Annotated in this window: 20 protein-coding genes; 6 read left to right on the plus strand and 14 right to left on the minus strand. The window is 72.4% G+C overall.

What is annotated here, in order from left to right; all coding sequences use genetic code 11:
- Positions 1-60: 60 nt before the first annotated feature.
- The gene (gene purF / locus ACFQWG_RS09150) at positions 61-1,581 is read right to left on the minus strand and encodes an amidophosphoribosyltransferase (RefSeq protein ID WP_291495609.1); all 1,521 of its coding nucleotides are present in this window, start codon (positions 1,579-1,581) and stop codon (positions 61-63) included.
- 186 nt (positions 1,582-1,767) lie between these two features.
- Positions 1,768-3,522 carry an RNB domain-containing ribonuclease gene (locus ACFQWG_RS09155; protein ID WP_380974612.1) on the minus strand — a complete coding sequence of 585 codons (1,755 nt, stop codon included), beginning with the start codon at positions 3,520-3,522 and terminating at the stop codon, positions 1,768-1,770.
- Between the two features lie 101 nt (positions 3,523-3,623).
- Between ACFQWG_RS09155 and ACFQWG_RS09160 the strand changes: the two genes are divergently transcribed.
- On the plus strand, positions 3,624-4,550 hold the full coding sequence (locus ACFQWG_RS09160) for a putative RNA methyltransferase (RefSeq protein WP_380974614.1): 927 nt from the start codon (positions 3,624-3,626) through the stop codon (positions 4,548-4,550).
- 17 nt (positions 4,551-4,567) lie between these two features.
- Here the strand turns inward: ACFQWG_RS09160 and hisC are convergent, their stop codons facing one another.
- Positions 4,568-5,668, minus strand: coding sequence for a histidinol-phosphate transaminase (gene hisC / locus ACFQWG_RS09165; RefSeq protein WP_380974616.1), 1,101 nt, complete (start codon positions 5,666-5,668; stop codon positions 4,568-4,570).
- 251 nt (positions 5,669-5,919) lie between these two features.
- On the opposite strand from hisC, the gene ACFQWG_RS09170 reads away from it, so the two are divergent.
- Positions 5,920-6,294 (plus strand): phage holin family protein, encoded by a 375-nt coding sequence (locus ACFQWG_RS09170; RefSeq protein ID WP_380974618.1) that lies wholly within the window; start codon positions 5,920-5,922, stop codon positions 6,292-6,294.
- A 39-nt stretch (positions 6,295-6,333) separates the two neighbouring features.
- Here ACFQWG_RS09170 and ACFQWG_RS09175 read toward each other — a convergent pair whose 3' ends face one another.
- The 3 genes from ACFQWG_RS09175 to ACFQWG_RS09185 are packed head-to-tail and all read right to left on the minus strand — an operon-like array spanning position 6,334 to position 8,464.
- Positions 6,334-7,227, minus strand: a complete 894-nt coding sequence (locus ACFQWG_RS09175) for a hypothetical protein (RefSeq protein ID WP_380974619.1) — start codon at positions 7,225-7,227, stop codon at positions 6,334-6,336.
- Positions 7,209-8,102 carry a hypothetical protein gene (locus ACFQWG_RS09180; RefSeq protein WP_380974621.1) on the minus strand — a complete coding sequence of 298 codons (894 nt, stop codon included), beginning with the start codon at positions 8,100-8,102 and terminating at the stop codon, positions 7,209-7,211. The genes ACFQWG_RS09175 and ACFQWG_RS09180 overlap by 19 nt, the downstream gene beginning before the upstream one ends.
- Entirely contained in the window at positions 8,102-8,464 is a 363-nt protein-coding gene (locus ACFQWG_RS09185; protein ID WP_380974623.1) for a hypothetical protein, read from the minus strand. Before ACFQWG_RS09185 ends, ACFQWG_RS09180 begins: the two co-directional genes overlap by 1 nt.
- Before the next feature lie 177 nt (positions 8,465-8,641).
- Here ACFQWG_RS09185 and ACFQWG_RS09190 point away from each other — a divergent pair, with 177 nt between their 5' ends.
- Complete coding sequence (locus ACFQWG_RS09190) at positions 8,642-9,439, plus strand: fructosamine kinase family protein (RefSeq protein WP_380974625.1); 798 nt, start codon at positions 8,642-8,644, stop codon at positions 9,437-9,439.
- Between the two features lie 94 nt (positions 9,440-9,533).
- Positions 9,534-11,063 carry an adenylosuccinate lyase gene (gene purB, locus ACFQWG_RS09195; protein WP_380974627.1) on the plus strand — a complete coding sequence of 510 codons (1,530 nt, stop codon included), beginning with the start codon at positions 9,534-9,536 and terminating at the stop codon, positions 11,061-11,063.
- A gap of 10 nt (positions 11,064-11,073) precedes the next feature.
- On the opposite strand, the gene ACFQWG_RS09200 is transcribed toward purB, so the two are convergent.
- The 8 genes from ACFQWG_RS09200 to ACFQWG_RS09235 form a co-directional block, all read right to left on the minus strand.
- On the minus strand, positions 11,074-12,120 hold the full coding sequence (locus ACFQWG_RS09200) for a LacI family DNA-binding transcriptional regulator (RefSeq protein ID WP_380974629.1): 1,047 nt from the start codon (positions 12,118-12,120) through the stop codon (positions 11,074-11,076).
- Entirely contained in the window at positions 12,117-13,502 is a 1,386-nt protein-coding gene (locus tag ACFQWG_RS09205; protein WP_380974631.1) for a glycoside hydrolase family 13 protein, read from the minus strand. The genes ACFQWG_RS09200 and ACFQWG_RS09205 overlap by 4 nt, the downstream gene beginning before the upstream one ends.
- A gap of 3 nt (positions 13,503-13,505) precedes the next feature.
- Positions 13,506-14,327 carry a carbohydrate ABC transporter permease gene (locus ACFQWG_RS09210; RefSeq protein ID WP_380974633.1) on the minus strand — a complete coding sequence of 274 codons (822 nt, stop codon included), beginning with the start codon at positions 14,325-14,327 and terminating at the stop codon, positions 13,506-13,508.
- The gene (locus ACFQWG_RS09215; protein WP_380974635.1) at positions 14,324-15,265 is read right to left on the minus strand and encodes a carbohydrate ABC transporter permease; all 942 of its coding nucleotides are present in this window, start codon (positions 15,263-15,265) and stop codon (positions 14,324-14,326) included. The genes ACFQWG_RS09210 and ACFQWG_RS09215 overlap by 4 nt, the downstream gene beginning before the upstream one ends.
- Entirely contained in the window at positions 15,262-16,566 is a 1,305-nt protein-coding gene (locus tag ACFQWG_RS09220; protein ID WP_380974636.1) for an ABC transporter substrate-binding protein, read from the minus strand. Before ACFQWG_RS09220 ends, ACFQWG_RS09215 begins: the two co-directional genes overlap by 4 nt.
- Entirely contained in the window at positions 16,563-18,317 is a 1,755-nt protein-coding gene (locus ACFQWG_RS09225) for a glycoside hydrolase family 13 protein (RefSeq protein WP_380974638.1), read from the minus strand. Before ACFQWG_RS09225 ends, ACFQWG_RS09220 begins: the two co-directional genes overlap by 4 nt.
- Positions 18,318-18,494: 177 nt before the next feature.
- On the minus strand, positions 18,495-19,253 hold the full coding sequence (locus tag ACFQWG_RS09230; RefSeq protein ID WP_380974640.1) for a pyridine nucleotide-disulfide oxidoreductase: 759 nt from the start codon (positions 19,251-19,253) through the stop codon (positions 18,495-18,497).
- Positions 19,250-20,812, minus strand: a complete 1,563-nt coding sequence (locus ACFQWG_RS09235; RefSeq protein WP_380974641.1) for an alpha/beta hydrolase — start codon at positions 20,810-20,812, stop codon at positions 19,250-19,252. The genes ACFQWG_RS09230 and ACFQWG_RS09235 overlap by 4 nt, the downstream gene beginning before the upstream one ends.
- A 306-nt stretch (positions 20,813-21,118) precedes the next feature.
- On the opposite strand from ACFQWG_RS09235, the gene ACFQWG_RS09240 reads away from it, so the two are divergent.
- Both ACFQWG_RS09240 and ACFQWG_RS09245 read left to right on the plus strand, forming a co-directional pair.
- A complete protein-coding gene (locus ACFQWG_RS09240; RefSeq protein ID WP_291495561.1) occupies positions 21,119-21,400 on the plus strand; it encodes a metal-sensitive transcriptional regulator in 282 nt (93 codons plus the stop codon).
- Positions 21,401-21,450: 50 nt separating this feature from the next.
- Positions 21,451-21,690 carry a heavy-metal-associated domain-containing protein gene (locus ACFQWG_RS09245; protein ID WP_291495563.1) on the plus strand — a complete coding sequence of 80 codons (240 nt, stop codon included), beginning with the start codon at positions 21,451-21,453 and terminating at the stop codon, positions 21,688-21,690.
- The last annotated feature ends 50 nt before the right edge of the window (positions 21,691-21,740 follow it).

Genomic DNA, 21,740 nt, shown 5'->3' on the forward strand with positions numbered 1-21,740 from the left:
CGGATCCTCCTGGTCCAGCCGACGGCCGCGGGCGGCTGTCCGCCCGCACGCCCCGCCCGCTCATGTGGTCGCCCCCGGGGTGCCGGGGATCGGCGTGCCCTTGGCGATGGGCTCGGGGTAGTCGCCGGTGAAGCAGCCCAGGCACAGGGACGTCCCCTGTCCGGTCGCCTGGACCATCCCGCGCAGCGACAGGTAGCCCAGCGAGTCCGCCCCGATCGAGGTGCGGATGGACTCGATGTCCATCGAGGCGGCGATCAGCTCCGCGCGGGTGGGGAAGTCGATGCCGAAGAAGCACGGCCAGTTCACGGGCGGGGACGAGATCCGCACGTGGACCTCCGCGGCCCCGGCCTCGCGCAGCATCCGCACCAGGGCCCGCTGGGTGTTCCCCCGCACGATCGAGTCGTCGACGACGACCAGCCGCCGCCCCTCGATGACCTCGCGCAGCGGGTTGAGCTTGAGTCGGATCCCTAGCTGGCGCAGCGACTGCGTGGGCTGGATGAAGGTGCGCCCGACATAGGAGTTCTTCACGAGCCCCTGCGCGAAGGGGATGCCGGACTCGTGGGCGTATCCGATAGCGGCCGGCGTGCCCGACTCCGGGACGGGGACCACCACGTCCGCCTCGACCGGGTGCTCCCGGGCGAGCGTGGCGCCCATCTCACGCCGGGTGGCCACGATCTGGCGGCCGCCGATGACGGTGTCGGGCCGCGCCAGATAGACGTACTCGAAGACGCACGTGCTCGCCCTCGTCACCGCGAAATGACGGGAGCGCACGCCCGACGCGTCGATCGACACCAGTTCCCCCGGCTCGATCTCCCGGATGAAGGCGGCGCCGACCAGGTCCAGGGCGGAGGTCTCCGAGGCCAGCACCCACCCGGGGCGCCCGGATCCCTCGCCGAGCCGCCCCAGCACCAGCGGGCGGTACCCATGAGGGTCGCGCGCCCCGTAGAGCGTGTGCTCGTCCATCCACACCAGGGAGAACGCGCCTCTCAGCCGGGGCAGGACGGTCAGGGCGGCGGGCACGAGCGGCGCGGGCGCCTCCTCCGCCTCGGGTGAGGACGTCCCGGCGCCGACCGACCGGGAGGCGCCGACGAAGGGGGCGGGGCCGGGGATCCTGTCGGCCAGTCCCATGAGCGCGGTGACGATGGCGGTGTCGGTGGAGGCGCCGTGCTCGACGTCGTCGCCGCCATCGGCCAGCGAGTGGGCGAGACGCCGCAGCTCGGCGGTGTTGGTGAGGTTGCCGTTGTGCCCCAGCGCGATGGTGCCGTCGGGCGTGGGGCCGAGGGTCGGCTGCGCGTTCCGCCAGGTGTCGGCCCCGGTGGTCGCGTAGCGCACATGTCCCAGCGCGATGTGCCCGCGGAGCCCCTGGAGGATCTGGTCGGTGAAGACCTGGTTGACCAGGCCCTGGTCCTTGTACACGCGGATGCGCTGGCCGTCCGAGGTGGCGATGCCCGCGGACTGCTGGCCGCGATGCTGGAGGGCGTACAGGCCGAAGTAGGTGAGGCGAGAGACGTCCTCGCCGGGCGCCCACACGCCGAACACGCCGCAGTGGTCTCGGGGATGGTCGTCCGCCAGAGGGTCGATGGCGCCGTCGGCGGCGGGTGCGCTCGGATCTGCTGGGCCGAAGACGCCAGCGCGGTGCACATCGCAGGACCCTGGAAGCACCCGCCTACTGTCTCACAGGTCCCACCCGTGCCGTCAAACAGGTCCAGCAGGCGGCGTCCCCGCGGCCAGGGCCGCGGCCACGCGGGCGGGGGCAGGCGGCCCGGGTCACGCCGGCCACTCGAAACGGATCCTCCGCCTCTCGACATCCGCCGACGCGAGCCTCACCTCGACGACCTCGCCCAGGGGGAGCTCACGGGGCGGGGCGGACGGCGCCTCCGCCTCCCCCTCGGGCGCCGCGCCCTCCGGGCGGGCCGGGTAGACGGGGGCCATGACCGCGGGATCGGCGATCATGACGGTCCCGCGGGCCGTGTCCCCGTTCCGGCGTCGCTCGACGTCGACCACTGCGCCGGAGAACCGCGCCCCGACCTGGTCGGCCAGCAGCAGCGCCTCGATCGCGGCCAGCGACTCCCGTTCGGCGGCCCCCACCCGCTGGGTGGCGTGCCCCATGAGGGAGGGCACCTCCGGAAGCGACTCCCGCACCCAGCCCGGCACGGGCTCCCCGGCGCATGCGGCCAGGCAGATCTCCAGCGCCCATCGGTCGGCCAGGCGCCGCAGCGGCGCCGTGGCGTGGGCGTATTCGGCGGCGATGGCCTCGTGCCTGGTCTCGGACGCGCCGACCGGGGGGAAGGGCGGCCGGCCGTCGACGCCGTACACCGCGTACCCGGCCCCGCGGAACAGGGTCGTCGCCTCCAGCAGGAAGGCCGCGTGCCGCGCCGTCCCCGGATCGAGGCTGCGCACCAGGTCCGGGTAGGACTCGCCCTGGGGCCAGTCGACGTCCAGCGCGCGGGCGACCATCCGCAGGCGCTCCAGGGACGAGGACGGCACCGGCGGGACCGTCCTCAGGATCCCCACGCCGGCCTCTCGCATGACCGATGCCGCGCACATGCCGGTGAGGAGGCTGATCTGCGCGTTCCACTCCTCGGAGGGCAGGTTCGACCGGTACACCAGACGGAAACGCCGGTGGCGGCGCCCCGGGAGGTCCCCGTCGATGCGCGCGATCTCCTGCTCGGGGATGCGGGCGGACACCCCGCCGCGGCGTTCCTCACGCGCCAGCCTCAACTGGCCGATCTCGCGCAGGAGCACCGGGAGGTCGCCGGGCACGCGGAACGGCAGCGCGGGAGCGCCGCCCTCGTCGATGGCCGAGAGCGCCTCCTGGACCTCCTCGTAGGTGAGCTGGGCGCGCGAGACGACGATCGCGCGGCGCACGCTCCACGAGATCCGGCGGCCGTCCGCGCCCAGCCGGATATGCCACACGCACGCCGGGCTCTTCTGCCCGGGGAGGAGCGAGGCGGCGCCCTCGGAGAGGACCGGCGGGTGCAGGGGCGTCGGCTCGTCGGGGAAGTACGTCGTCAGGCCGCGGGAGCGGACCTCGAGGTCCAGCGGGCTGTCCGGGGGGACGAAGGTGGCCAGCGAGGCGATGGCATAGGTGACCAGGTAGGCGGCGCCGTCCGGCTCGCCAGGCGGCAGCCGGAGCAGATGCATCGCCTGATCCAGGTCCCGCGATCCCGGGGGATCGATGGTGACGAAGGGGATGTGCGTGCCGTCGAGCCAGGGCAGGGCCGGTTCCCACAGGCCGTCCCAGCCGGGCCCGTCGACGTGGGCGGGACGGGGCGACGGCCTCCGGAAGGGGTAGAGCGTCTGGATGTCGCCCTCGTCCAGATCCATGTCGAGGCTGGGGACCGGGTCCGGGATCCGGGTGGCGGCGACGTACCGGCGCCACTGGCGCACCGCGTGCAGCGCCTGCCGGCGGACCTCGGGCGGGAATGCCGGGGGGACCCCCAGCTCTGTGCGGATGCGGTCCAGGGCCGGGACCAGCACGCCGTCGGCCACGTCCGAGCGCGGCAGATAGCGCTGCATCATGCCGGGACCTCCTTCCCCGGGGGACAGCCTACGGCCTGTGCGTTCCACCACAGGAACCGGGCCCGCCCGGCCGCCCGGCGCGCCTCATCTACGCTGCGGGCATGGCCCCCTTCCCCCTGGCCCCGTCGGCCAACCCTCGCGGCGCGGGGCTCGATCTGCTCCTCGACGTGCTGCGCTGCCCGCTGTGCGCGCGCCGCCTGCGGCGCCAGGGGGCGGCCCTGCGCTGCGGGCAGGGGCACTCCTTCGACATCGCCCGCGACGGGCATGTCAGTCTCCTCGCCGGGTCCTCCCCGATCAGCGGCGATTCGGCCGAGATGGTGGGCGCCCGCCGGCGTTTCCTGGAGTCCGGGCGCTACGGCCCCATCCGGGACGCCGTCTCCGCGATGGCGTGGGAGCCTGCGCAGCGGAGCGGCCGCCGACCGGGCGAGCCCGATGCCGCTCCGACCGTCGTCGACGCCGGGTGCGGCACGGGGTACTACCTTGCCGGGGTGCTCGCCGCCCCCGCGTCCCCGGACGCGCATCCGGCCCGCGGGCTGGGACTCGACGCCTCGGCGCGCGCCCTCAGGGCGGCCGGGCGCGCCGGCCCTCGCATCGCCGCTGTCGCCTGCGACCTGTTCGCGCCCCGCCTTCCCGTCGCGACGGGGGTGGCGGACGTCGTCCTCAATGTCTTCGCGCCGCACAACCCCGCGGAGTTCCGCCGTCTGCTGCGCCCGGCCGGGCGCCTGGTCGTCGCCCGCCCCACGGACCGCCACCTCGCCGAGCTGAGAGCGCGCGTCCCCGGCATGGTCGGCGTCGACGCCGACAAGGAACACCGCCTCCGCGCCGCGCTCGCCCCGTTCTTCGAAGTCGGCGAGGCCATGACGCGCCTGGTCGAGCAGCGCGTGCCGGTCTCCCCGGCTGAGGCCGTCGACCTGGTCGGGATGACGCCGAGCGCCCGGCACCTCGGCAGGGAGTCCCTGGCACCCGAGCTCCTGCCCGATTCCGTCACCGTCTCGGTGCTGGTCACCGCCTTCCGCCCGCTCAGCTGACGCGGCGGGCGTCGCGCTCAGGCGCCGCGGAAGGCGCGGGCGACCTCCAGGAACCGGTCGTCGTCCTCCGGTCGGCCCACCGACACGCGCACCCCCTCGGGGAAGGGGCGCACGACCAGGTTCGCGTCGGAGCAGGCCCGGACGAAGGCGGGCCCGGACTGGTCGGCCGGGAGCCAGACGAAGTTGGCCTGCGAGTCGGGCACCCGGTAGCCGCACTCCCGCAGGTCCGCGAGCATCCGCTCGCGCTCGGCCACGATGAGCCTCACGGAACGCGCCACGGCGCCCTGGTCCGCCAGGGCGGCGAGGGCGGCGGCCTGGGCCACGGAGGACACGCCGAAGGGAAGCGACACGGCCGTCACGGCGGCCGTCAGGTCGCGATGGGCGACCCCGTAGCCGACTCGCAGACCGGCCAGCGCGTAGACCTTGGAGAAGGTCCGCAGGATCAGCAAGTTGGGGAACTCCCCCAGGAGGGGGACCGCCGATCCCACGCCCGGGGCGGTGGCCATCTCGATGTAGGCCTCGTCCAGGATGACGAGGACCTCCTGCGGCGTCTGGCGGAGGAAGGCGCGGACGTCCTCCAGCCTCAGCGCCGGCCCTGTCGGATTGTTCGGCGAGCAGAGGATGACCGCGGCCGTCCGGGGCCCCACCGTTCGCGCCATGGCCCCCAAGTCGATGGCATCATGCGCATCCAGGGCGACCGGGACGGGCACGCCGCCGGCCGTCGGGATGGCGATCGGGTAGGACTCGAAACTGCGCCACGGGTGGACGACCTCGCCGCCGGGCGCGCACACCGCGCTCAGCGCCGCGACGAGCACGCCCGAGGAGCCGGTTCCCACGCAGATCTGATCGGGCTCCACCCCGAGGTGATCGGCGATGGCCGAGCGCAGGAGGATGGCGCCCATGTCCGGGTAGCGGTTGGCGTCCTCGAGCGCCCGGCCCGCCGCCTCGATGACGGCCGGCGTGGGAGGCTCGGGGTTCTCGTTGGAGGAGAGCTTCGCCGCTCCCGGCTGGGACTTCCCGGCCACGTATCTGGGAAGCGCGAGCACCTCCGGCCGGAGGCGCACCCGCATGGCGCGAGGCGCGGACTGGGGGAGGTCGGCGTCGTCTGAAGCGGTCATGGTCCATTCCTACCCCAGTCGGGAGCGCGGGCGGGCGGCGGTTCGCGCCTCGGCACGCCCGCGCGCCAGGTCCCCGACGTCCGTCATTGATGGCTCCCGGTGCGGGGTTCGATGCCGAGATCGGTGCCCAGGCGCCCTCGGATCGCTCTGAACCCCGCCGTCAACGCTGCCGGACCCGAGATCCGCCCATATGGATCCGCCGAGGACGGCGACCCATGGCGCCGCGGGCGCGGCTCCTGGACAATGTGACCATGAGATTCGTCGTGCGTCTGCTGGGCAACATGCTGGGGATCTGGGTGGCGAGCCTGCTGGTCTCGGGCATCGTCATCGTGAGCGGGACCTCCACCGGAGAGACGATCCTGGTGCTGGGCGCCATCGCGCTCGTGTTCACCTTGGTCAACACGATCGCGCGCCCGGTGATCTCCACGCTCGCCTTCCCCCTGTACATCGTCACCTTCGGTCTGTTCGCGCTGGTGACGAACGCGCTTGTCTTCCTCCTCACGGGATGGCTGGCGGGCTCGCTGGGCCTGCCCCTCACCGTGGACGGCTTCTGGGCGGCGCTGCTGGGCGGGACCATCACCGCGGTGATCTCCGCGGTGGTGGTGGCCGTCCTCGGCGACAAGTGAGGAGGCCGGCCCCGCACGACGACGGCCCCAGCCGCCCGCCTAAGGCCGTCCCACCCGCCGGGTCTCGACGAGGATCGACGTGGTGCGTGTCTCCTCGGTGAACCCCATCGCCTGCCGGCGGGCGGTGATCCAATCGGCGACCTCGGCCGTCGCGTCTCCCCCGCGCCCCGATTCGAGCCACGACATCGCCTCGGAGTAGACGCCGAGGTCGTGGGGCCCGATCGCGGTCAGGTCGGCGCGCGGATTGTCCACCAGCCCGCCGTCGAAGTAGACGGTCGCCGAGCCTGCCGGATCCCGGTTCGCCGCCCCGTCCAGGGCGGGGACCGCGTCGCGGGTGTTCTCCAGCGCCAGCAGGCGCGCGTCCCCGGTGGGCGCGGAGCCCGCGGTCGGGCCACCTGCCGTCAGCACCGACACCACGTCAAAACGCGAGGCGACCAGCGGGTCGGCGGCGAGCTGCGCCGCCATGATGGCCCCCTGGGAGTGGCCGGTCAGCTCGACGGGCTCGTCCGGGGAGATCCCCGCGCGGCCCATCGCCTCCAGGATGGCGCGCTGCTGATCGGAGGACTCGCCCGCGACCCCCTGCAGATTCGTCAGCATGTCCTGCGGATTGCTCTGGCCGAACCCCCCGCCCTGCGTGCCGCGGATGACGACGCTCCACGAGCGCCGGACCCCGCCGTCCGGATCCGGGGTGCGGTGCTCGAGGATCTCGAACTGGCCATGCTCCTGCGACGTCCCCAGGCCCGAGATGCGCTCCAGCAGCTCCGAGGGGGCCGCCGGCGTCCCCACGGCGGTGGGCGAGCGCGGCGCGCCCGCCGGGGCGTCGTAGCTCGGCCGCATCGGGGCGCGCGCCCACGCCGCGTGGGAGCCGCCGACGGAGACGGCTGAGAACACGCCGAGGCTGCCCGGCATGAGGGTCAGCGCCGCCTTCGGCATCGGCTGGTCCGAGGCGCGCACCGTGGAGGACCGGCGGTATCCGACGGGGCGGCCCGTGCGCGGGTCCAGAGTGTCCGCGGGGACAGCCATGGACACCCGGACCCCGCCCGTCGCGCCGTGCCGCCACCGCCCGATGCCGGACATCCACCCCGCCGCGATCGACGCCGCCTGAGCCGTCTTCGCATTCCGGGCGCCCCACCACGCCGCCGCGTCCCCATCTGCGAGGACCCCGCGCCCACCGGGATCTCCATCGTGTGATCGGCGACCAGGGCGGACAGCGCCTCGATGTCGAGCTGGACGCGCATCATGTCCGCGCCGTCGCTCATCCTGCCCTCCCGGAAGGAGTCGAGGTGCCAGAGGCCGGCGCGGACTCCCCCGACGGTCGCCGGCAGGAACGGCGCCGCTAGGACGTCGAGCAGCCCCTCCGGGACATACGGGCGAAGGGGCGAGGGGAAGGCGTCCCGGATCCTCTCACGCGTGTGCAACGTCCCCCATCCGGCGTCCCATCCGGCGGCCGAGCCGGGTCTCAGCAGCCGCCATGCCTTCTCGAAGGAGGCGGCGCCGCCCTCGGCCGCCAGATAGACCAGCGCGGCGAATCCCAGCGCGTCGGCCAGCCCGTCCAGCTCCCCGGCCAGTTCGACGGCCGCCGTCTCCGCGCCGGTCAGCGCGCCGTGGGCCCACGCCGTCTCCAGCGGCGCCATCGCCGAGCCTTCCAGAGCCGCCGAGCCGGCGCCATGGAGGCGCAGCCCCACGGCCCGCGCCCCCTCCGCCGCGCCGCGCATCTGGACCGCGGCGCAGACCAGGCGGTCCGTGTCGATCCGAGTCGTCGAGGACGTCACCACCACGTGGTCGACGAAGCGCGGGTCGACGCCCATCAGCAGGCCCCCGCGGCTGCGAGCAGAGCCTGGCGGATCGCCCGCTCCTGCTGATCCAGGGCCGTCTGGGCCTCGAGCAGACGGGACTCGAGGCCGCCGACGCGCAGCAGGTCGTCCGACAGGCGCCCGCGCGCGGCGCGGGCCGCGGACCCCTCCCACTCCCCCAGGTCCACCGATGCCAGCCCGGCCGCCACCTCGGCGAGCACCGCGAGCGCCCCGCTCAGGTGCTCGGCTGGGGCCGCGGCGGACAACGGGAGCATCTGCTCCGCGCTCAGCCATGCGCCCGCGTACCCGTGGAGGTCCGCGCCGGCCCTCGGCGGACACCACCAGCCGGTGGGGCCCGGGTCGCCGCTCCTCGTCATCACCCATCCTCCTGTCCGGCGCCGCCCTCGTCGATGGTTGCGACGCTACGGGAGCGGGCCGGCGCAGCCAAGCGGCCACGGGCGAGGCTGTGGACGGGCCCGGGCGCGCCGGCGCGGATGTGGAGGCGCCTGGGACGCGGATCGCACGGGCGGCGGACGCCCGCGTACGGTGGGCCCATGGAGACCTTCCGCAAGTCCGATCCCCGGCCCGGGCGCATCGCCTACGAGGTGGCGGGGCTCGACTGGCTGGCCGACGCGCCGCGCGGAGCCGCGCCCGTCGTCCCGGTCCTGCGCTATGGGGACGAGGGCGGCGCCGGCTGGTTGGAGGAGCCCAGGCTCCCCGAGACCCACCCGGACGCCCGAGCCGCCGAGGACTTCGGGCGGGCCCTGGCCCGCACGCACGCCGCCGGGGCCTCCCACCTGGGGGCGCCTCCCCCCGGGACGCCCGCCGGCGGCGGATGGATGGGACTGGCGCGCCTGCCGCTGCCCCCCACGCCCGCCGAGTCCACGGCCTCGTGGGGCGCCTTCTATGCGCGCGACCGCATCGGCCCCTACCTGGACGCGCCCGCGTTCACGGAGGACGAGCGCGCCCTGCTCGCCCGGCTGTGCGACAAGCTCGCCGGCGGCGTCTACGACCACGGCCAACCGGAGCTGGTGAGGCGCTCCGGACAGCCGGCGTCCCGAACCCACGGCGACCTGTGGAGCGGGAACATCCTGTGGACCCCGTCGGGCGTCACCCTCATCGACCCGGCGGCCCAGGGCGGGCACGCCGAGGAGGACCTGGCGGCCCTCGCGGTCTTCGGGTGCCCGCACCTGGAACGCATCTGGGCCGCCTACGACGAGGCCTCGCCGCTGGCCGAGGGGTGGCGGGAGCGCATTGGGCTCCACCAGCTGCACATGCTCATGGTCCACTGCCAGCTCTTCGGGCGCGGCTACGTGCCCGACACGCTGGCGATCGCCCGGCGGTGGCTCTGAGGCCGTTCGGCCGGGCCCGCCGGGGACGCGCTCCGTCGCTGGCGCCCGGTGGGCATCCGGGCGGCGGCCGTCGCGCCGATGGGAGAATGGCCCCATGAGCGCGCCCGAGAACACCACCGGATCCCCCTCCCCGACCCCCGACTGGGACCGGCTCTTCGACCCGGCCGCCGGCTACGCGGACCTCGCCCGGGAGGGCGTCGAGGTGGCGCCGCTGTCCCCCCTGGACGGCCGCTACCGGTCCGCCACGGCCCCTCTGGCCAACGATCTGTCGGAGGCCGCCCTCAACCGGGCGCGCGTCCACGTGGAGGTCGAGTGGCTCATCCACCTCCTGGACCACCGCGTGCTTCCGGGAGCGCCCGCGCTCACCGGCGCCGACCGCGCCTACCTTCGCCGCCTGCCCGTCGACTTCGATCGCGGGGACATCGACCGGCTGGCCGTCATCGAGGCCCGCACGCGCCACGACGTCAAGGCCGTCGAGTACCTCCTCCAGGAGCATCTGGACGCCGCGCCCACGGCAGCGCCCGGCCCGGACGGCGCGCCCGCCCCGGGGCCCTCGACCGTCCTGCCCCACCTGCACGAGGCCGTCCACATCTTCTGCACGTCGGAGGACGTCAACAACCTCGCCTACGCCCTCACGATCAAGACGGCGGTGCGGCGCGTGTGGCTGCCCGCGGCGCGCGCCCTGGTCGCCCAGCTCACCGACATGGCCCACGCGTCGGCCGGCGTCCCGATGCTGGCGCACACCCACGGGCAGCCGGCGACCCCGGTGACGATGGGCAAGGAACTGGCGGTGTTCGTCCACAGGCTCTCCCGACAGCTGGCCCGCATCGGGGACGCTGAGTACCTGGGCAAGGTCAACGGCGCGACGGGGACCTGGGCGGCCCATGTCGTCGCCGTGCCCGGGGCGGACTGGCCGGCGATCACCCGGGACTTCGTCGAGTCGCTCGGGCTCACGTGGAACCCCGTGACGACCCAGATCGAGTCGCACGACTGGCAGGCGGAGCTGGACTCCGACCTCGCCCGCTTCAACCGCATCGCGCACAACCTGGCGACCGACTGCTGGACGTACATCTCGATGGGGTACTTCCACCAGAACCTGTCCGCCCAGGGCACCACCGGGTCCTCGACGATGCCCCACAAGGTCAACCCCATCCGCTTCGAGAACGCGGAGGCGAACCTCGAGATCTCCTGCGCGCTGCTGGACTCGCTGGCCTCCACGCTCGTGACGTCGCGGATGCAGCGCGACCTCACGGACTCCACGACCCAGCGCAATCTCGGAGTGGCGCTCGGGCATTCGCTGCTGGCCCTGGACAACCTCCGCGGCGGGCTGGCCGGCCTGGACGTCGACCAGGCCCGGCTCGCCGACGATCTGGAGGCCAATTGGGCGGTCCTGGGCGAGGCCGTCCAGCAGGCCATGCGCGCGGCGTCCCTGGCCGGTGCCACCGGGATGGCGAATCCCTACGAGCGTCTCAAGGAGCTCACCCGCGGGCACACGGTCACGGCGGGGGATATGCGCTCCTTCATTGCGGGGCTCGGCCTGCCCGCCGACGTCGAGGCGCGGCTGCTCGCGCTGACCCCGTCGACGTACATCGGCCTGTCCGAGCGGATCGCGGGGTGGGTGTAGGGCTCCGGCCTCACACGGCCGGAGCGGGACCGATGGAGCCCCTGAGCAGGGTGACGGTGGCCAGACGCTCCTGTTTCGGCGGGGCGTCGTCGGCGTTGATGGCCTCGACCAGGAACTCCGCGGCCAGACGCCCCTTGGTGACGATCGGCTGACGGATCGTGGTCAGGCTCGGTCCCGCCCACACCGCCTCGCTGAGGTCGTCGAACCCCGTCACCGACAGCTCTCCGGGGACGCTCACCCCGGCCTCGCGCGCGGCGTCGAGGATCCCCAGGGCGATGATGTCGCTGAAGGCGACCATCGCGGTGGGGCGGGGGCCGTCGGCCCAGAGGCTGCGGAAGGCCTGCGCGCCACCGGCCCGGGTGCACGGGACCTCGACGAGCGAGACTCCCTCGGACTCCAGGTCCAGCCCGCGAGCGGCCAGCGCGTCGAGGGCGCCCTCCATCCGGCGGTGGACCGGTCCGCGCCACGACCGGTATCCGTTGTCGGCGCCCGTCTCGATGGCGACGAAGGCGATCCGGGTGTGCCCGAGGTCGAGCAGCCGGGCGACGAGGTCCTTGACGCTGTCCCGCTCCTCGAGGTCGATGCTTGAGACGCCTGCGATCGGATCGCTGTCCACCAGCACGAAGGGGATCCCGCGCTGCTTCAGCGCGGTGACCTCGCCTCGGTCCGCCTCCAGCCCGCTGACGATGAAGCCGTCGACGGCGGCGTAGGGGATCGCCTTGATGATGGAGCCCCGAAGCGGCGGGACCAGCAGCAGGGTGTAGCCCTCCCGCTGGCAGACCTGGCCGACCCCCTGGAGGAACATCGTGTAGTACGGGTTCTCGAGCACCTTGTCGAGTTGCTGGGGCAGGAGCATCCCCAGGCTGTCCGTCCGCCGGGTCCTGAGCATGCGCGCCGCCGGATCCTGCGAGTACCCGAGCTCCCGCGCCGCGTCCATCACCGAGCGGACGGTGTCCTCCGAGAGCCTCTTCGAGTCCCGGAACGCCAGGGACACCGTCGACTTCGAGACCTTCGCCAGATCCGCGACGTCCTGCATCGTCACGCGATGTGCTCTCACTGGCCGTTCCCTCCGTCTGGGGTGAGGATGAGGCTCCCCGGTCCCTCGATCGTAAAAGACCCCCGCATGCGGCGGTGGCCCAGATGATCGGTCCACCTGTCGCCAGGGCGCCCCGCCCCGAGTGCGCGGGGGTCGACGGTCACGCCCGCCCCCCGGTGGACGACGACGACGGCGGGGCCGTCCGGATGGCCGCGGGCGACCAGGAGGGTGTCCGGGTCCAGCGCCCGCACGCTCTGCGTCCCCCGCCTCAGGGCGGGAAGGCCCGACCTGAGGCGACCCAGCCCGCGGATGTGGCCGAGGAGCCCGGCGTCCCATTCCCCCTTGTCCCACGGCATGGCCCCCCGGCACCCGGGATCGTTCTCCCCCCGCATGCCGACCTCGTCGCCGTAGTAGATCATCGGGGCGCCCTCGAGCGCGTACATCAGGGTGTACGCGCACTTCTCCGCCTCGACGTCGCCGTGGTGGCGGGTGAGGACGCGCTCCGTGTCGTGGCTTCCCAGCAGGTTGAGCATGCCGTGGTGGTATCCGGCCGGGATCCGCGCCTGGAGCCCTGTCAGCCGCGCCGCCGCCTCCGAGGCCTCCAGCGAGCGGTCGGCCGTGAATCCGAGGATGACGTCGCGCACCGTGTAGTTCATCGTCCCGTCGGCGATGTCGCCCTGGAGCCATTCCTCGGGGCTGCCCCACTCCTCGGCGACGAGGACGAGGTCCTCCCCCCGCTCCTTGACCGCCCGGCGGAACTCCCTCCAGAACCTCTTGTTGACGAAGTAAGGGACGTCGAGCCGCCACCCGTCGATGCCGCGGTCGATCCAGTGCCTCGCCACGGCCAGGTGGTGGGCGCGCACCGCCGGGTTGAAGGCGTTCCATTTCGGCAGGTACCAGCATCCCGAGCATGTGAGGTAGTTCGGCTGGCGTCGCGGGTCCGAGACGACCGGGAACTCCTGGATCGAGAACCAGTCGACGAACTCCGACTCCTCCCCGCGGGCGACCACGTCCTGGAAGAAGGGATGCTGGCTCCCGCAGTGGTTGAAGACGCCGTCGAGCACCACCCGGATCCCGCGGCCGTGGGCCTCGGCGATGAGGCGCCGGAAGTCGTCCGAGTCGCCGAGCCGGTGGTCGATGGCGAAGTAGTCCGTGGCGTCGTACCGGTGGTTCGTCCCGGCCTCGAAGACGGGGGTGAGGTACAGGGCGTTGGCGCCCAGGTCCGAGATGTGGCCGAGGTGGTCGATGATGCCCTGGATGTCGCCGCCCATGAAGTCGTCCCTGGTCGGTTCGCTCCCCCACGGCTTGACGCCCGGAGGGTCGTTCCCCGGGTCTCCGTTGGCGAATCTATCGGGGAAGACCTGGTAGAAGACAGCGTCTGCCATCCAGTCCGGTGCGCTCATCGCTCAGTCCTTCAAACCTGTTGTCGCCATGCCCCTGACCAGGGCCTTCTGGAAGACCGCGAACACGATGACGCTGGGGATCGTGGCGCTGAGCGTCCCCGCCATCAGGTAATTCCATGATGTCCCGTAGCGTCCCACGAATGCCTGCAGCCCGATTTGGATCGTCCGGTGGGCGTCCGCGTTGGTCACCAGGAGCGGCCAGAGGAAGTCGTTCCACGCGAAGAGGAAGCTGAACAGGGCCAGGGTCGCCAGGGACGGTCCCGACAGCGGGAGGACGATCCGGAAGAACGTGCCGGCGCGGCTGCACCCGTCGATGCGCGCGGCCTCCTCGAGCTCCACCGGGATCGACAGGAAGTACTGGCGGAGCAGGATGATGCCGAAGACGTCGGCGAGGCGGGGGACGACCAGCGCCGCCAGCGTGTCGATCCAGCCCAGGCCCGCCACGATCGAGTAGGTCGGGATGATCGTGACGAAGGTCGGGACCATCATCGTGGCCATCAGGATCGCGAACAGCGGCCGCTTGAGGGGGAACTCCAGCCGGGCGAACGCATAGGCGGCGAGCGAGTCGAACACCAGGTGCCCCGCCACGATCCCGACGGACATCAGGGCCGAGTTCAGGTAGTACTGCGCGAAGGGGGCGGACTCCCATGCCCGCGCGTAGTTCTCCCAGTGCCATGAGGTGGGCCAGATGGAGACGTTCGTGTAGGTCTCGGCCCGCGTCTGGAGGGATGTCGTGAACATCCACAGGAACGGGACCACGATCGTCGCGGCGCCGATGATGAGGACGGCATGACGAGCCATCCTGGCGGGGAACGTCCTGCTCATGGCCTCTCCTCGGACCCGCTAGCCCTCCACTGGACCGCGGTGACGCCCAGGACCAGGACCAGCGCGACGAAGGCGATCGCCGTGCCGTAGCCGAAGTCGCCCAGGCGGAAGGTCTGGCGGTACATGAACATGCCCAGCACGTCCGTCCCGCCTCTCGGCCCGCCCTCTGTGAGCACATAGACGAGGTCGAACGCCTGGAAGCTGTTGATCAGGGCCTGGACGACGACGAAGAAGGTCATGGGGGACAGCAGGGGCACTGTGATGTGCCGGATGCGCTGCCACGAACCGGCTCCGTCCAGCTGCGCGGCCTCGTAGACGCTGTCCGGAAGGGCCTGCATCGCCGTGAGATAGAGGATCGCGTTGAACCCGACGTTCTTCCACACCGTCATCAGGGTGAGGGCGATCAGGGCGAGCCACCGGTTCTGGAGCCAGTCGGGCCCCTCGACGCCGATCCGCGACAGAGCGCCGTTGAGCAGCCCCGCCGGGTCGAGCATGTACTTCCAGACGATGGCGACCGCGACCGAGGAGGTGACGACCGGGAGGAAGTAGATCGTCCGGTAGATCCCGCGGCCCCGGATCGGGGCGTCCAGCAGGAGCGCGACGCCGAGTCCCGAGGCGACGCTGAGGACGCACACCCCGAAGGAGTACAGGAGCGTGACCACCAGGCTGTTGTGGAACTCGGGATCGCCGGCCAGCCGGATGTAGTTGCCGAGCCCGACGAATTGCTTGTCCGGGGAGAACCCGTCCCACGAGGTGAGGCTGGTGTAGCCGGCCGAGAGGATCGGGTAGATGACGAAGACGCCGATGACCGCCACGGCGGGGAGGAGGAACGCCGCGGCCGTGAGCGTCTGCTCCCGGTCGCCCCCTCCTCCCCGGCGGCGGACACAGTCGGTCTCCGCCCCAGGCGTCGGCCTCCGTGTTCCCGTTTCCTTCATCATCCGTTCTCGATCACGTCGTTGACGGCCGTCTCCGCCGAGGCCAGGGCGTCCTCCACGGACGCCTCCCCGGAGAAGGCCTTCTCGATCTGCTGGGCGAACGCCAGCGAGATCTTCGGGTACAGGGGCGTGTTGGGCCTGGTGCGCGCGAACGCCATCTGCTCGACGTAGGGCAGCAGGCGCGGCTCGCTGTCCTCCACCCAGCTCCGGTACTCGTCGGAGTCGGCGACCGAGTCGAGGACCGGGAGCATCCCGACCGTCTCGCTCCAGCTGACGACCTGTTCGGGTTCGAGGAGCCAGGAGAGGAAGTCCGCGGCCGCCGCGACCTTCTCGTCCGAGTTCTCGAAGACCATCGCCTGCTCGCCTCCGAGGTTGGTCGCCTGGACGCCGTCGGCCGGGCGGGGCAGGGTCGCCACGTCGAAGTCGAACGGAGGATCGGCCGCCCAGATGCCCACCATCCACGAGCCCTCCATCGCCGACCCGCCGGAGCCCTTCTCGAACTCGCCCCAACTCGCGTAGGGGCTCACGCCCGACTGGATGAGGTCCACCCAGAACTGAAGCGCCTTCCGTCCCTCGTCGGTGTTGAAGGCCGCGGCCGAGTTGTCGGGGGTGAGGAACTCGCCTCCGGCCTGCCACAGGTTCACCTGGAAGTTCCAGGTCAGCCCCTCGCCCGTGTCCCCTGCTTCCGTGTAGAGGTCATAACCCGGCTTTCCCGTCCTCTCCAGGATCGTCTTGCCGTCTGCGAGCAGGTCGTCCCAAGTCTGCGGCGGGTCGTCGGGGTCGAGTCCCGCCTCCTGGAACAGGGTCCGGTTGTACATGTAGGCGAGGTTGTTCGCCGACACCGGCACCGACACCTGCCGGCCATCGATGCTCCCGTAGTCCCGGAGAGCGGGATTGATGTCGGAGAGCGTCGCGGCCGGCAGCCTGCCCGAGAGATCGGCCAGGGACCCCATCTGGGCGATCTGGGGGACCCACACGAGGTCCCCGATGGCGACGTCCGGCAGCGAGTCGGATGTCGCCGAGGCGCGCAGCTTCGTCATGAAGTCGGCGTTGGGGACGTTCGACGTCGTCACCCTGACCTCTGGATGGGAGGCGTTGTACTCGTCGACCATCGCATCGAAGGTGTCGGCGTTGGCGCCGTCCCAGTAGTGCATGACGGTGATCTCCGTCGTCCCTCCGTCCGGGGCCGCATCCGACTGGGAGCCCGACTCCGAGGCGCCCGTTCCGCCGCACCCGGCCAGGCCCAGGCCCGCCACGATGGACAGCGACGCCGCCGCCGTCATCCTTGTGCGCATGTTGCTCATGGTTTCCCTCCTTGGTGGTGTTCCTCTGTGTCTGTGTTTCGATGGGGCCTGCGGCGGGGTGATCCCCCGCAGGCCGTGATGTCCGTGTCGCCGGGGACCAGCCAGCTCGTGCTGTCGGGGGCGATCGTCTGCGTGTCGGGAGCGTCCGCCGTGTTGACGAGGCAGGCGCGGATGTCCCAGGACGAGGGGATGACGGCCGCGGAGTCGCTCGTGTTCACCGCGCAGATGATCGGCCCGCGACGGAACGCGACCAGACCCCCTGCCTCCGTCGCCCAGCCCCGCCACGGCGCTCCCGCGAGCCACTCCGACCGGAGCCTGGACAGCTGCCGATGGAGGGCGAGCATCGAACGCGGGTCGTCCTCCTGGCGCGCCCGCGCCAGCGGGGCGAACGCCGCGGGCTGGGGAAGCCACGCCTCGACGCCGGGCCCGGTGCTGAACCCGTAGGCGCCCGGTTCCCCCGTCCACGGCAGAGGCACCCGGCAGCCGTCGCGTCCCCGTTGCGCACCGCCCGACCGCCGCCAGATCGGATCTGTCCTGCACTCATCGGGCAGGTCGAGCACTTCCGGCAGCCCCAGTTCCTCTCCCTGGTACAGGTAGACGGCCCCGGGCAGCGCGAGAAGGAGGCCCGCGGCCGCTCGCGCCCGACGGGTGCCGAGCCGCAGATCGACCGGTCCCTCGCGCCGCGCGGCCGCGATCATGTCCGACGGGTCGGGTCGCTCGTGCGCCTGTTCCTGGCCGTATCGCGTGACCGCCCGGTGGACGTCATGGTTCTCCAGGGTCCAGGCCGGGGTCCCCCCGGCGGGCGGGCGGCTCAGCCCGGCGTCGATGGCCTCCCTCAGCCGCCTCCCGTCCCACGGCTGGACGAGCAGGTCGAAGACGAAGGCCTGATGGAGTTCGTCAGGACGCAGGTACTCCTCCAGACCGGAGTCCGACGAGACCCACACCTCGCCCACGAAATACCGTCTGGGGGCGTAGGAGTCCCCGATCGACCGCCAGCGCCGGTAGATGTCGTGCACCTCGGGCTGGTCCCACATCGCGGAGGTGTCGTACCTCCCGGTGTCCGGTGATCGGGGGAAGTCGGGAAGCCCCTGCTCCTTGACCATCCCATGGGCGACGTCGACTCTGAATCCGTCGACGCCCCGGTCGAACCAGAACCTCAGGATGTCGTCGAAGTCGTCGACGACCGACGGGTCTCGCCAGTTGAGGTCCGGCTGCGAGGGATCGAAGGAGTGCAGGTACCACTGGCCAGGCCGCCCTCCTCGTTCGTTCACCCGCGTCCATGCGGAGCCCCCGAAGACGCTCTCCCAGTTGTTCGGAGGCTCCTCGCCGTCGTTCCCGCGTCCGTCGCGGAAGAGGAAGCGCCGTCTCTGCGGGCTCCCGGGCCCAGCTGCGAGCGCCTCGCGGAACCAGGGGTGGTCGGCCGAGCAGTGGTTCGCGACCATGTCCATCACGACGCGCAGTCCCAGGCGGTGGGCGTCGCTGACCAGGGCGTCGAATTCCTCCGACGTCCCGTACACGGGATCGATGGAGCGGTAGTCCGCGATGTCATAGCCGTGGTCCCTCTGAGGGGAGACGTAGCACGGATTGAGCCAGATCGCGTCGCACCCGAGATCCGCGATGGCGGAGAGTCCCTGTCGGAGGCCGCGCAGGTCGCCGATCCCGTCGCCGGACCCATCTCTGAATGACCGCAGATAGACCTGGTAGACGACGGAGTCCTGCCACCACTCCTGATCCGGCGGTGTTCCTGTCACTGCTGTCGATCCCCTTCCGCGCGCGCCGTCGAACGCCCCCCAGGTTCAGCCGTTGCCGACGTCATCCGGACGGGAGACGGAGCCGCGTAGTTATACCGTCTATTACATCGATCTAATCACGGACAAACTAAGGCGTCAAGAAGATGGCCGGGGATGGGGGGCGCGCGGTCGGAGGAGTCAGGGCCTCCAGGCCGGGTCGGAGGCGGGAGCGCCGTAGCGATCGTAGAGGTCGCCGGGCCGGGCGATCTCATCGGGGAAGCCCAGCGCCGTCATGTCGGCCAGGACGCGGGGGCCTCCCCCGGCGGGCGCGCCCGGCGCCGACGGTCCGTCCGCGCCCGGCGCCACGACCGCATCGCCCTCGCCCTCGCCCGCGACGTTCAGCGTGATCCGCCCGCGCACCGCGACGGGTGCGACCTCCGGATTGTCCCAGGCGGCGCGCGCGATCCGATCCAGCAGGTCGAGCAGAATGGCGTCCGCCGGGGTAGCCGCGCTGCCGTCTGCCGCCCGGGCGAGCCTCTCGCGGTCCACCCGCACATCGACGCTGACCAGCGTCGGCTTGCCGAAGGACTCCTCGACCCGGACCTCCAGGTCCTCCGGGGAGAGGCCAAGCTCCGCGCCGGGCCCGCCCGCGTCTCCGCCGCCCTCCGGGACGCCCCGCCCGCGAGCCAGAGCCTCGGCGATGCGCTGGCGGAACCTCTCCTCGCGCCCGCGCCGGCCCCGGGGCCGCAGCGTCCGCACAGCCGCCCCCGCCCCGAGCAATCCCAGGCCGACGGCGCCGACGATCACCGGGTTGTCGATCTGCGGGAGGCGCCGCCCGACCGGCGCTCCAGCGGCTCCCTTGTTCACCGGCATGGACGACCTCATCGCCCGCAGGATCGAGCGGATTCCCTCGCCCGAGGCGCCGGAGCGCCCCCTCCCACCGTGTGCCGCCATCATCGCTCCTCACCGAGCAGGGCGTCCGCGCCCCGCCCCTGGTCGTCATGGCCGTCGTCGCGCCCGTCGGGCGCCGTCCCGTCCGCCGCGGCGCCCTCGCCCCCGCTCCCGGCGCCTTCCCCGCGCGACGGGACGCGCTGGGAGACCCCGGCGACCGCCCCGACGGCCCCGGTCACGGCCCCGTGGAGCTCCTCGATGACGGAGGGGACCCTCGGCAGAGGCCTGGGCACCAGTGGATTCGGCGACCAGTCCTCCGCGAACTCCGCCGGCTGCCACTCGGGCCGATCCAGTTCGACGTAGGTCCGCCAGGTGCTGCCGCGGCGCGGCTCGAGCAGATCCTGCCATACGTCGAAGAGCAGGACGCGCGTCGGCTCATCGCCGCGGGGCAGATGGGAGCGGAGCTCCTCCACCGTCCGGTCGACCCGGCCCCACGGCGCCACCTGCGAGCGGCGTTCGATGTGGCGGACCGTCTCCGTGTAGGTCGCCGAGGAGTGCGCGTAGTACAGCGGCCCCTGACGCGGCCTGACGAGCCGGCGCCCCACCATGACACGGCGGTCGGGGGCGCGCGCCGGCGTCCCGTCGATCGCGGGGACCACGTCCTGGTCGTGGGCGACCGCCAGCATCGCGACGTCGTCGCGGATGCGCAGCCGGCGGCTCGGCGTGCCCATCGTGAGCACGCCGACCATCTTGACCCCGGCGTCCGAGGGATCCGCCGCCGCAAGCGCTGTCGCCACCATTCCGCCCTGCGAGTGTCCGACGGCCAGGACCGGTTCGGCCGACCACTGGTCGGCGGGCACGCCGTCGGCGCGCATCGCCTCGTGGAGGGCGCGCACGACGCCGACCCTCGCGGCCGAGGGCGCGTTGAGAACCTCGCGGATGTTCGACTCGAGGTCAGAGGGGTTCGGCGTGGAGTCCAGGTCCCAGTGGTCCGTGCCGGTGATCGAGACCAGCCAGCGCCGCCCTCGTCCGGCCCGGGGGGCGTCGCGGCCCGAGGGGCCCACGCGCGTCACCTTGACCGCCTGTCCGTAAGCCATCGCGAAGTAGAGGTCGTCGATATCGGCGGCCATGTCGCCCAGCGAGCGCGGCGCCCCGAAGCGACGCACCGCGGGCACGGGATGCCCCGCGGGCAACGGCAGGTTCGGGCCGGGAGCCGCCGACGCCGGGCCCCCGGCGGCGATCGAGTCGAAGAAGGCCTGCGCGTGCACCGCGCCGCCCCGGAAATGCCCCAGCGCGGTGCCGATGGCCAGCGCCGAGGTCATCAGCGCGTCGTATCCGCGCGTCGGCACCAGGCGGAGCATGGCCGCCGCACGGCCGTCCCGATCGAGGCCCAGGCCGACGCGGGCCCCCAGATAGGCCCGGCCCGCCTGCGTGACGCGCCGGGACAACGAGGACACCGAGCGGATGAGCAGCGTGTCCAGGCCCGGCTCGTCGAAGAAGAGGCGCTGGGAGTCCTCCAGGATCCGAGCGCCGGCGGACTCGGAGCGCCTCCGGGCTTGCTCCCGCAGGTCCTCGGGCAGGACAGGCGCCTCGGCGATCAGCGTCATCGCGGCGTTGGCGAGCATCGGCGGCACCAGCGGCAGGACGCGCAGCCGGACATAGGAGGGGGGAAGGCCTGGGGGACGCGACGGGGGCCGTAGTACCAGGAGCGTGTCATGGTCCTCCTCCCCGTGCTCGGGCCCGCTGCGCCGACGCCTCCCAGCGTATCCGCGCGCCGCCCGGCCCACGACAGGGGGCGGGTCCAGGCGATCGGGCCCGAGCCCTGGTGCCCTCTGGCCCAGCGTTTGACTCGAATACCCCCCATGGGTATATTCGTGGTGGTCCTGACCGGGGCGCCGCCCCGGTCTTCGACACCGACCAGGAGGCGGTCAATGGCGGGATACCACGGATCCACCGATCAGTACCTCACGCGGCTCCGCCGCATCGAGGGGCAGGTCCGCGGCGTCCAGCGCATGATCTCCGAGGACACCTACTGCATCGACGTCCTCACCCAGATCTCGGCGATCCAGAGCGCGCTGGACTCCGTGGCGCTCTGCCTGCTCGAGGACCACATCAACCACTGCGTCGTCGACGCGGCGAAACGCTCCGACGAGGAGGGGCGCGAGAAGGTCCAGGAGGCCACTCACGCCATCGCCCGGCTGGTGAAGTCCTGACGTCCTCCCCGTCGTCCCACCCACCATCTCCCCACAGAAGGACACACATCATGGCCATCGATCGCACCGTGGAGCTCTCCGTCACGGGCATGACCTGCTCGCACTGCGTCGCCTCCGTCACCGAGGAGCTCAAGGAGGTCCCCGGCGTCCAGAACGTCGACGTCATCCTGAACTCGGGGGGGACCTCCAAGGTCACCGTCGTCACCGACCAGGGCGTGAACGACGACGACCTCCGCGCGGCCGTCTCCGAGGCCGGCTACGACCTCGTCGGCGTCGCCCGCGACTTCTGATCTCCCGGGACCGGTCCCCTCTCCTTCCGTGGGAGGGCCCCTCCCACGGG

Source organism: Schaalia naturae, assembly GCF_042665795.1.
In the GTDB taxonomy this organism is placed as follows: domain Bacteria; phylum Actinomycetota; class Actinomycetes; order Actinomycetales; family Actinomycetaceae; genus Pauljensenia; species Pauljensenia naturae.

Coding starts and splice junctions, on each gene's coding strand:
- ACFQWG_RS09155 (WP_380974612.1), bottom strand. CDS start 3,522: ATGATGCAGCGCTATCTGCCGCGCTCGGACGTGGCCGACGGCGTGCTG.
- ACFQWG_RS09160 (WP_380974614.1), top strand. CDS start 3,624: ATGGCCCCCTTCCCCCTGGCCCCGTCGGCCAACCCTCGCGGCGCGGGG.
- hisC (WP_380974616.1), bottom strand. CDS start 5,668: ATGACCGCTTCAGACGACGCCGACCTCCCCCAGTCCGCGCCTCGCGCC.
- ACFQWG_RS09170 (WP_380974618.1), top strand. CDS start 5,920: ATGAGATTCGTCGTGCGTCTGCTGGGCAACATGCTGGGGATCTGGGTG.
- ACFQWG_RS09175 (WP_380974619.1), bottom strand. CDS start 7,227: ATGCCGAAGGCGGCGCTGACCCTCATGCCGGGCAGCCTCGGCGTGTTC.
- ACFQWG_RS09180 (WP_380974621.1), bottom strand. CDS start 8,102: ATGGGCGTCGACCCGCGCTTCGTCGACCACGTGGTGGTGACGTCCTCG.
- ACFQWG_RS09185 (WP_380974623.1), bottom strand. CDS start 8,464: ATGACGAGGAGCGGCGACCCGGGCCCCACCGGCTGGTGGTGTCCGCCG.
- ACFQWG_RS09190 (WP_380974625.1), top strand. CDS start 8,642: ATGGAGACCTTCCGCAAGTCCGATCCCCGGCCCGGGCGCATCGCCTAC.
- purB (WP_380974627.1), top strand. CDS start 9,534: ATGAGCGCGCCCGAGAACACCACCGGATCCCCCTCCCCGACCCCCGAC.
- ACFQWG_RS09205 (WP_380974631.1), bottom strand. CDS start 13,502: ATGAGCGCACCGGACTGGATGGCAGACGCTGTCTTCTACCAGGTCTTC.
- ACFQWG_RS09210 (WP_380974633.1), bottom strand. CDS start 14,327: ATGAGCAGGACGTTCCCCGCCAGGATGGCTCGTCATGCCGTCCTCATC.
- ACFQWG_RS09215 (WP_380974635.1), bottom strand. CDS start 15,265: ATGATGAAGGAAACGGGAACACGGAGGCCGACGCCTGGGGCGGAGACC.
- ACFQWG_RS09220 (WP_380974636.1), bottom strand. CDS start 16,566: ATGAGCAACATGCGCACAAGGATGACGGCGGCGGCGTCGCTGTCCATC.
- ACFQWG_RS09230 (WP_380974640.1), bottom strand. CDS start 19,253: ATGATGGCGGCACACGGTGGGAGGGGGCGCTCCGGCGCCTCGGGCGAG.
- ACFQWG_RS09235 (WP_380974641.1), bottom strand. CDS start 20,812: ATGCTCGCCAACGCCGCGATGACGCTGATCGCCGAGGCGCCTGTCCTG.
- ACFQWG_RS09240 (WP_291495561.1), top strand. CDS start 21,119: ATGGCGGGATACCACGGATCCACCGATCAGTACCTCACGCGGCTCCGC.
- ACFQWG_RS09245 (WP_291495563.1), top strand. CDS start 21,451: ATGGCCATCGATCGCACCGTGGAGCTCTCCGTCACGGGCATGACCTGC.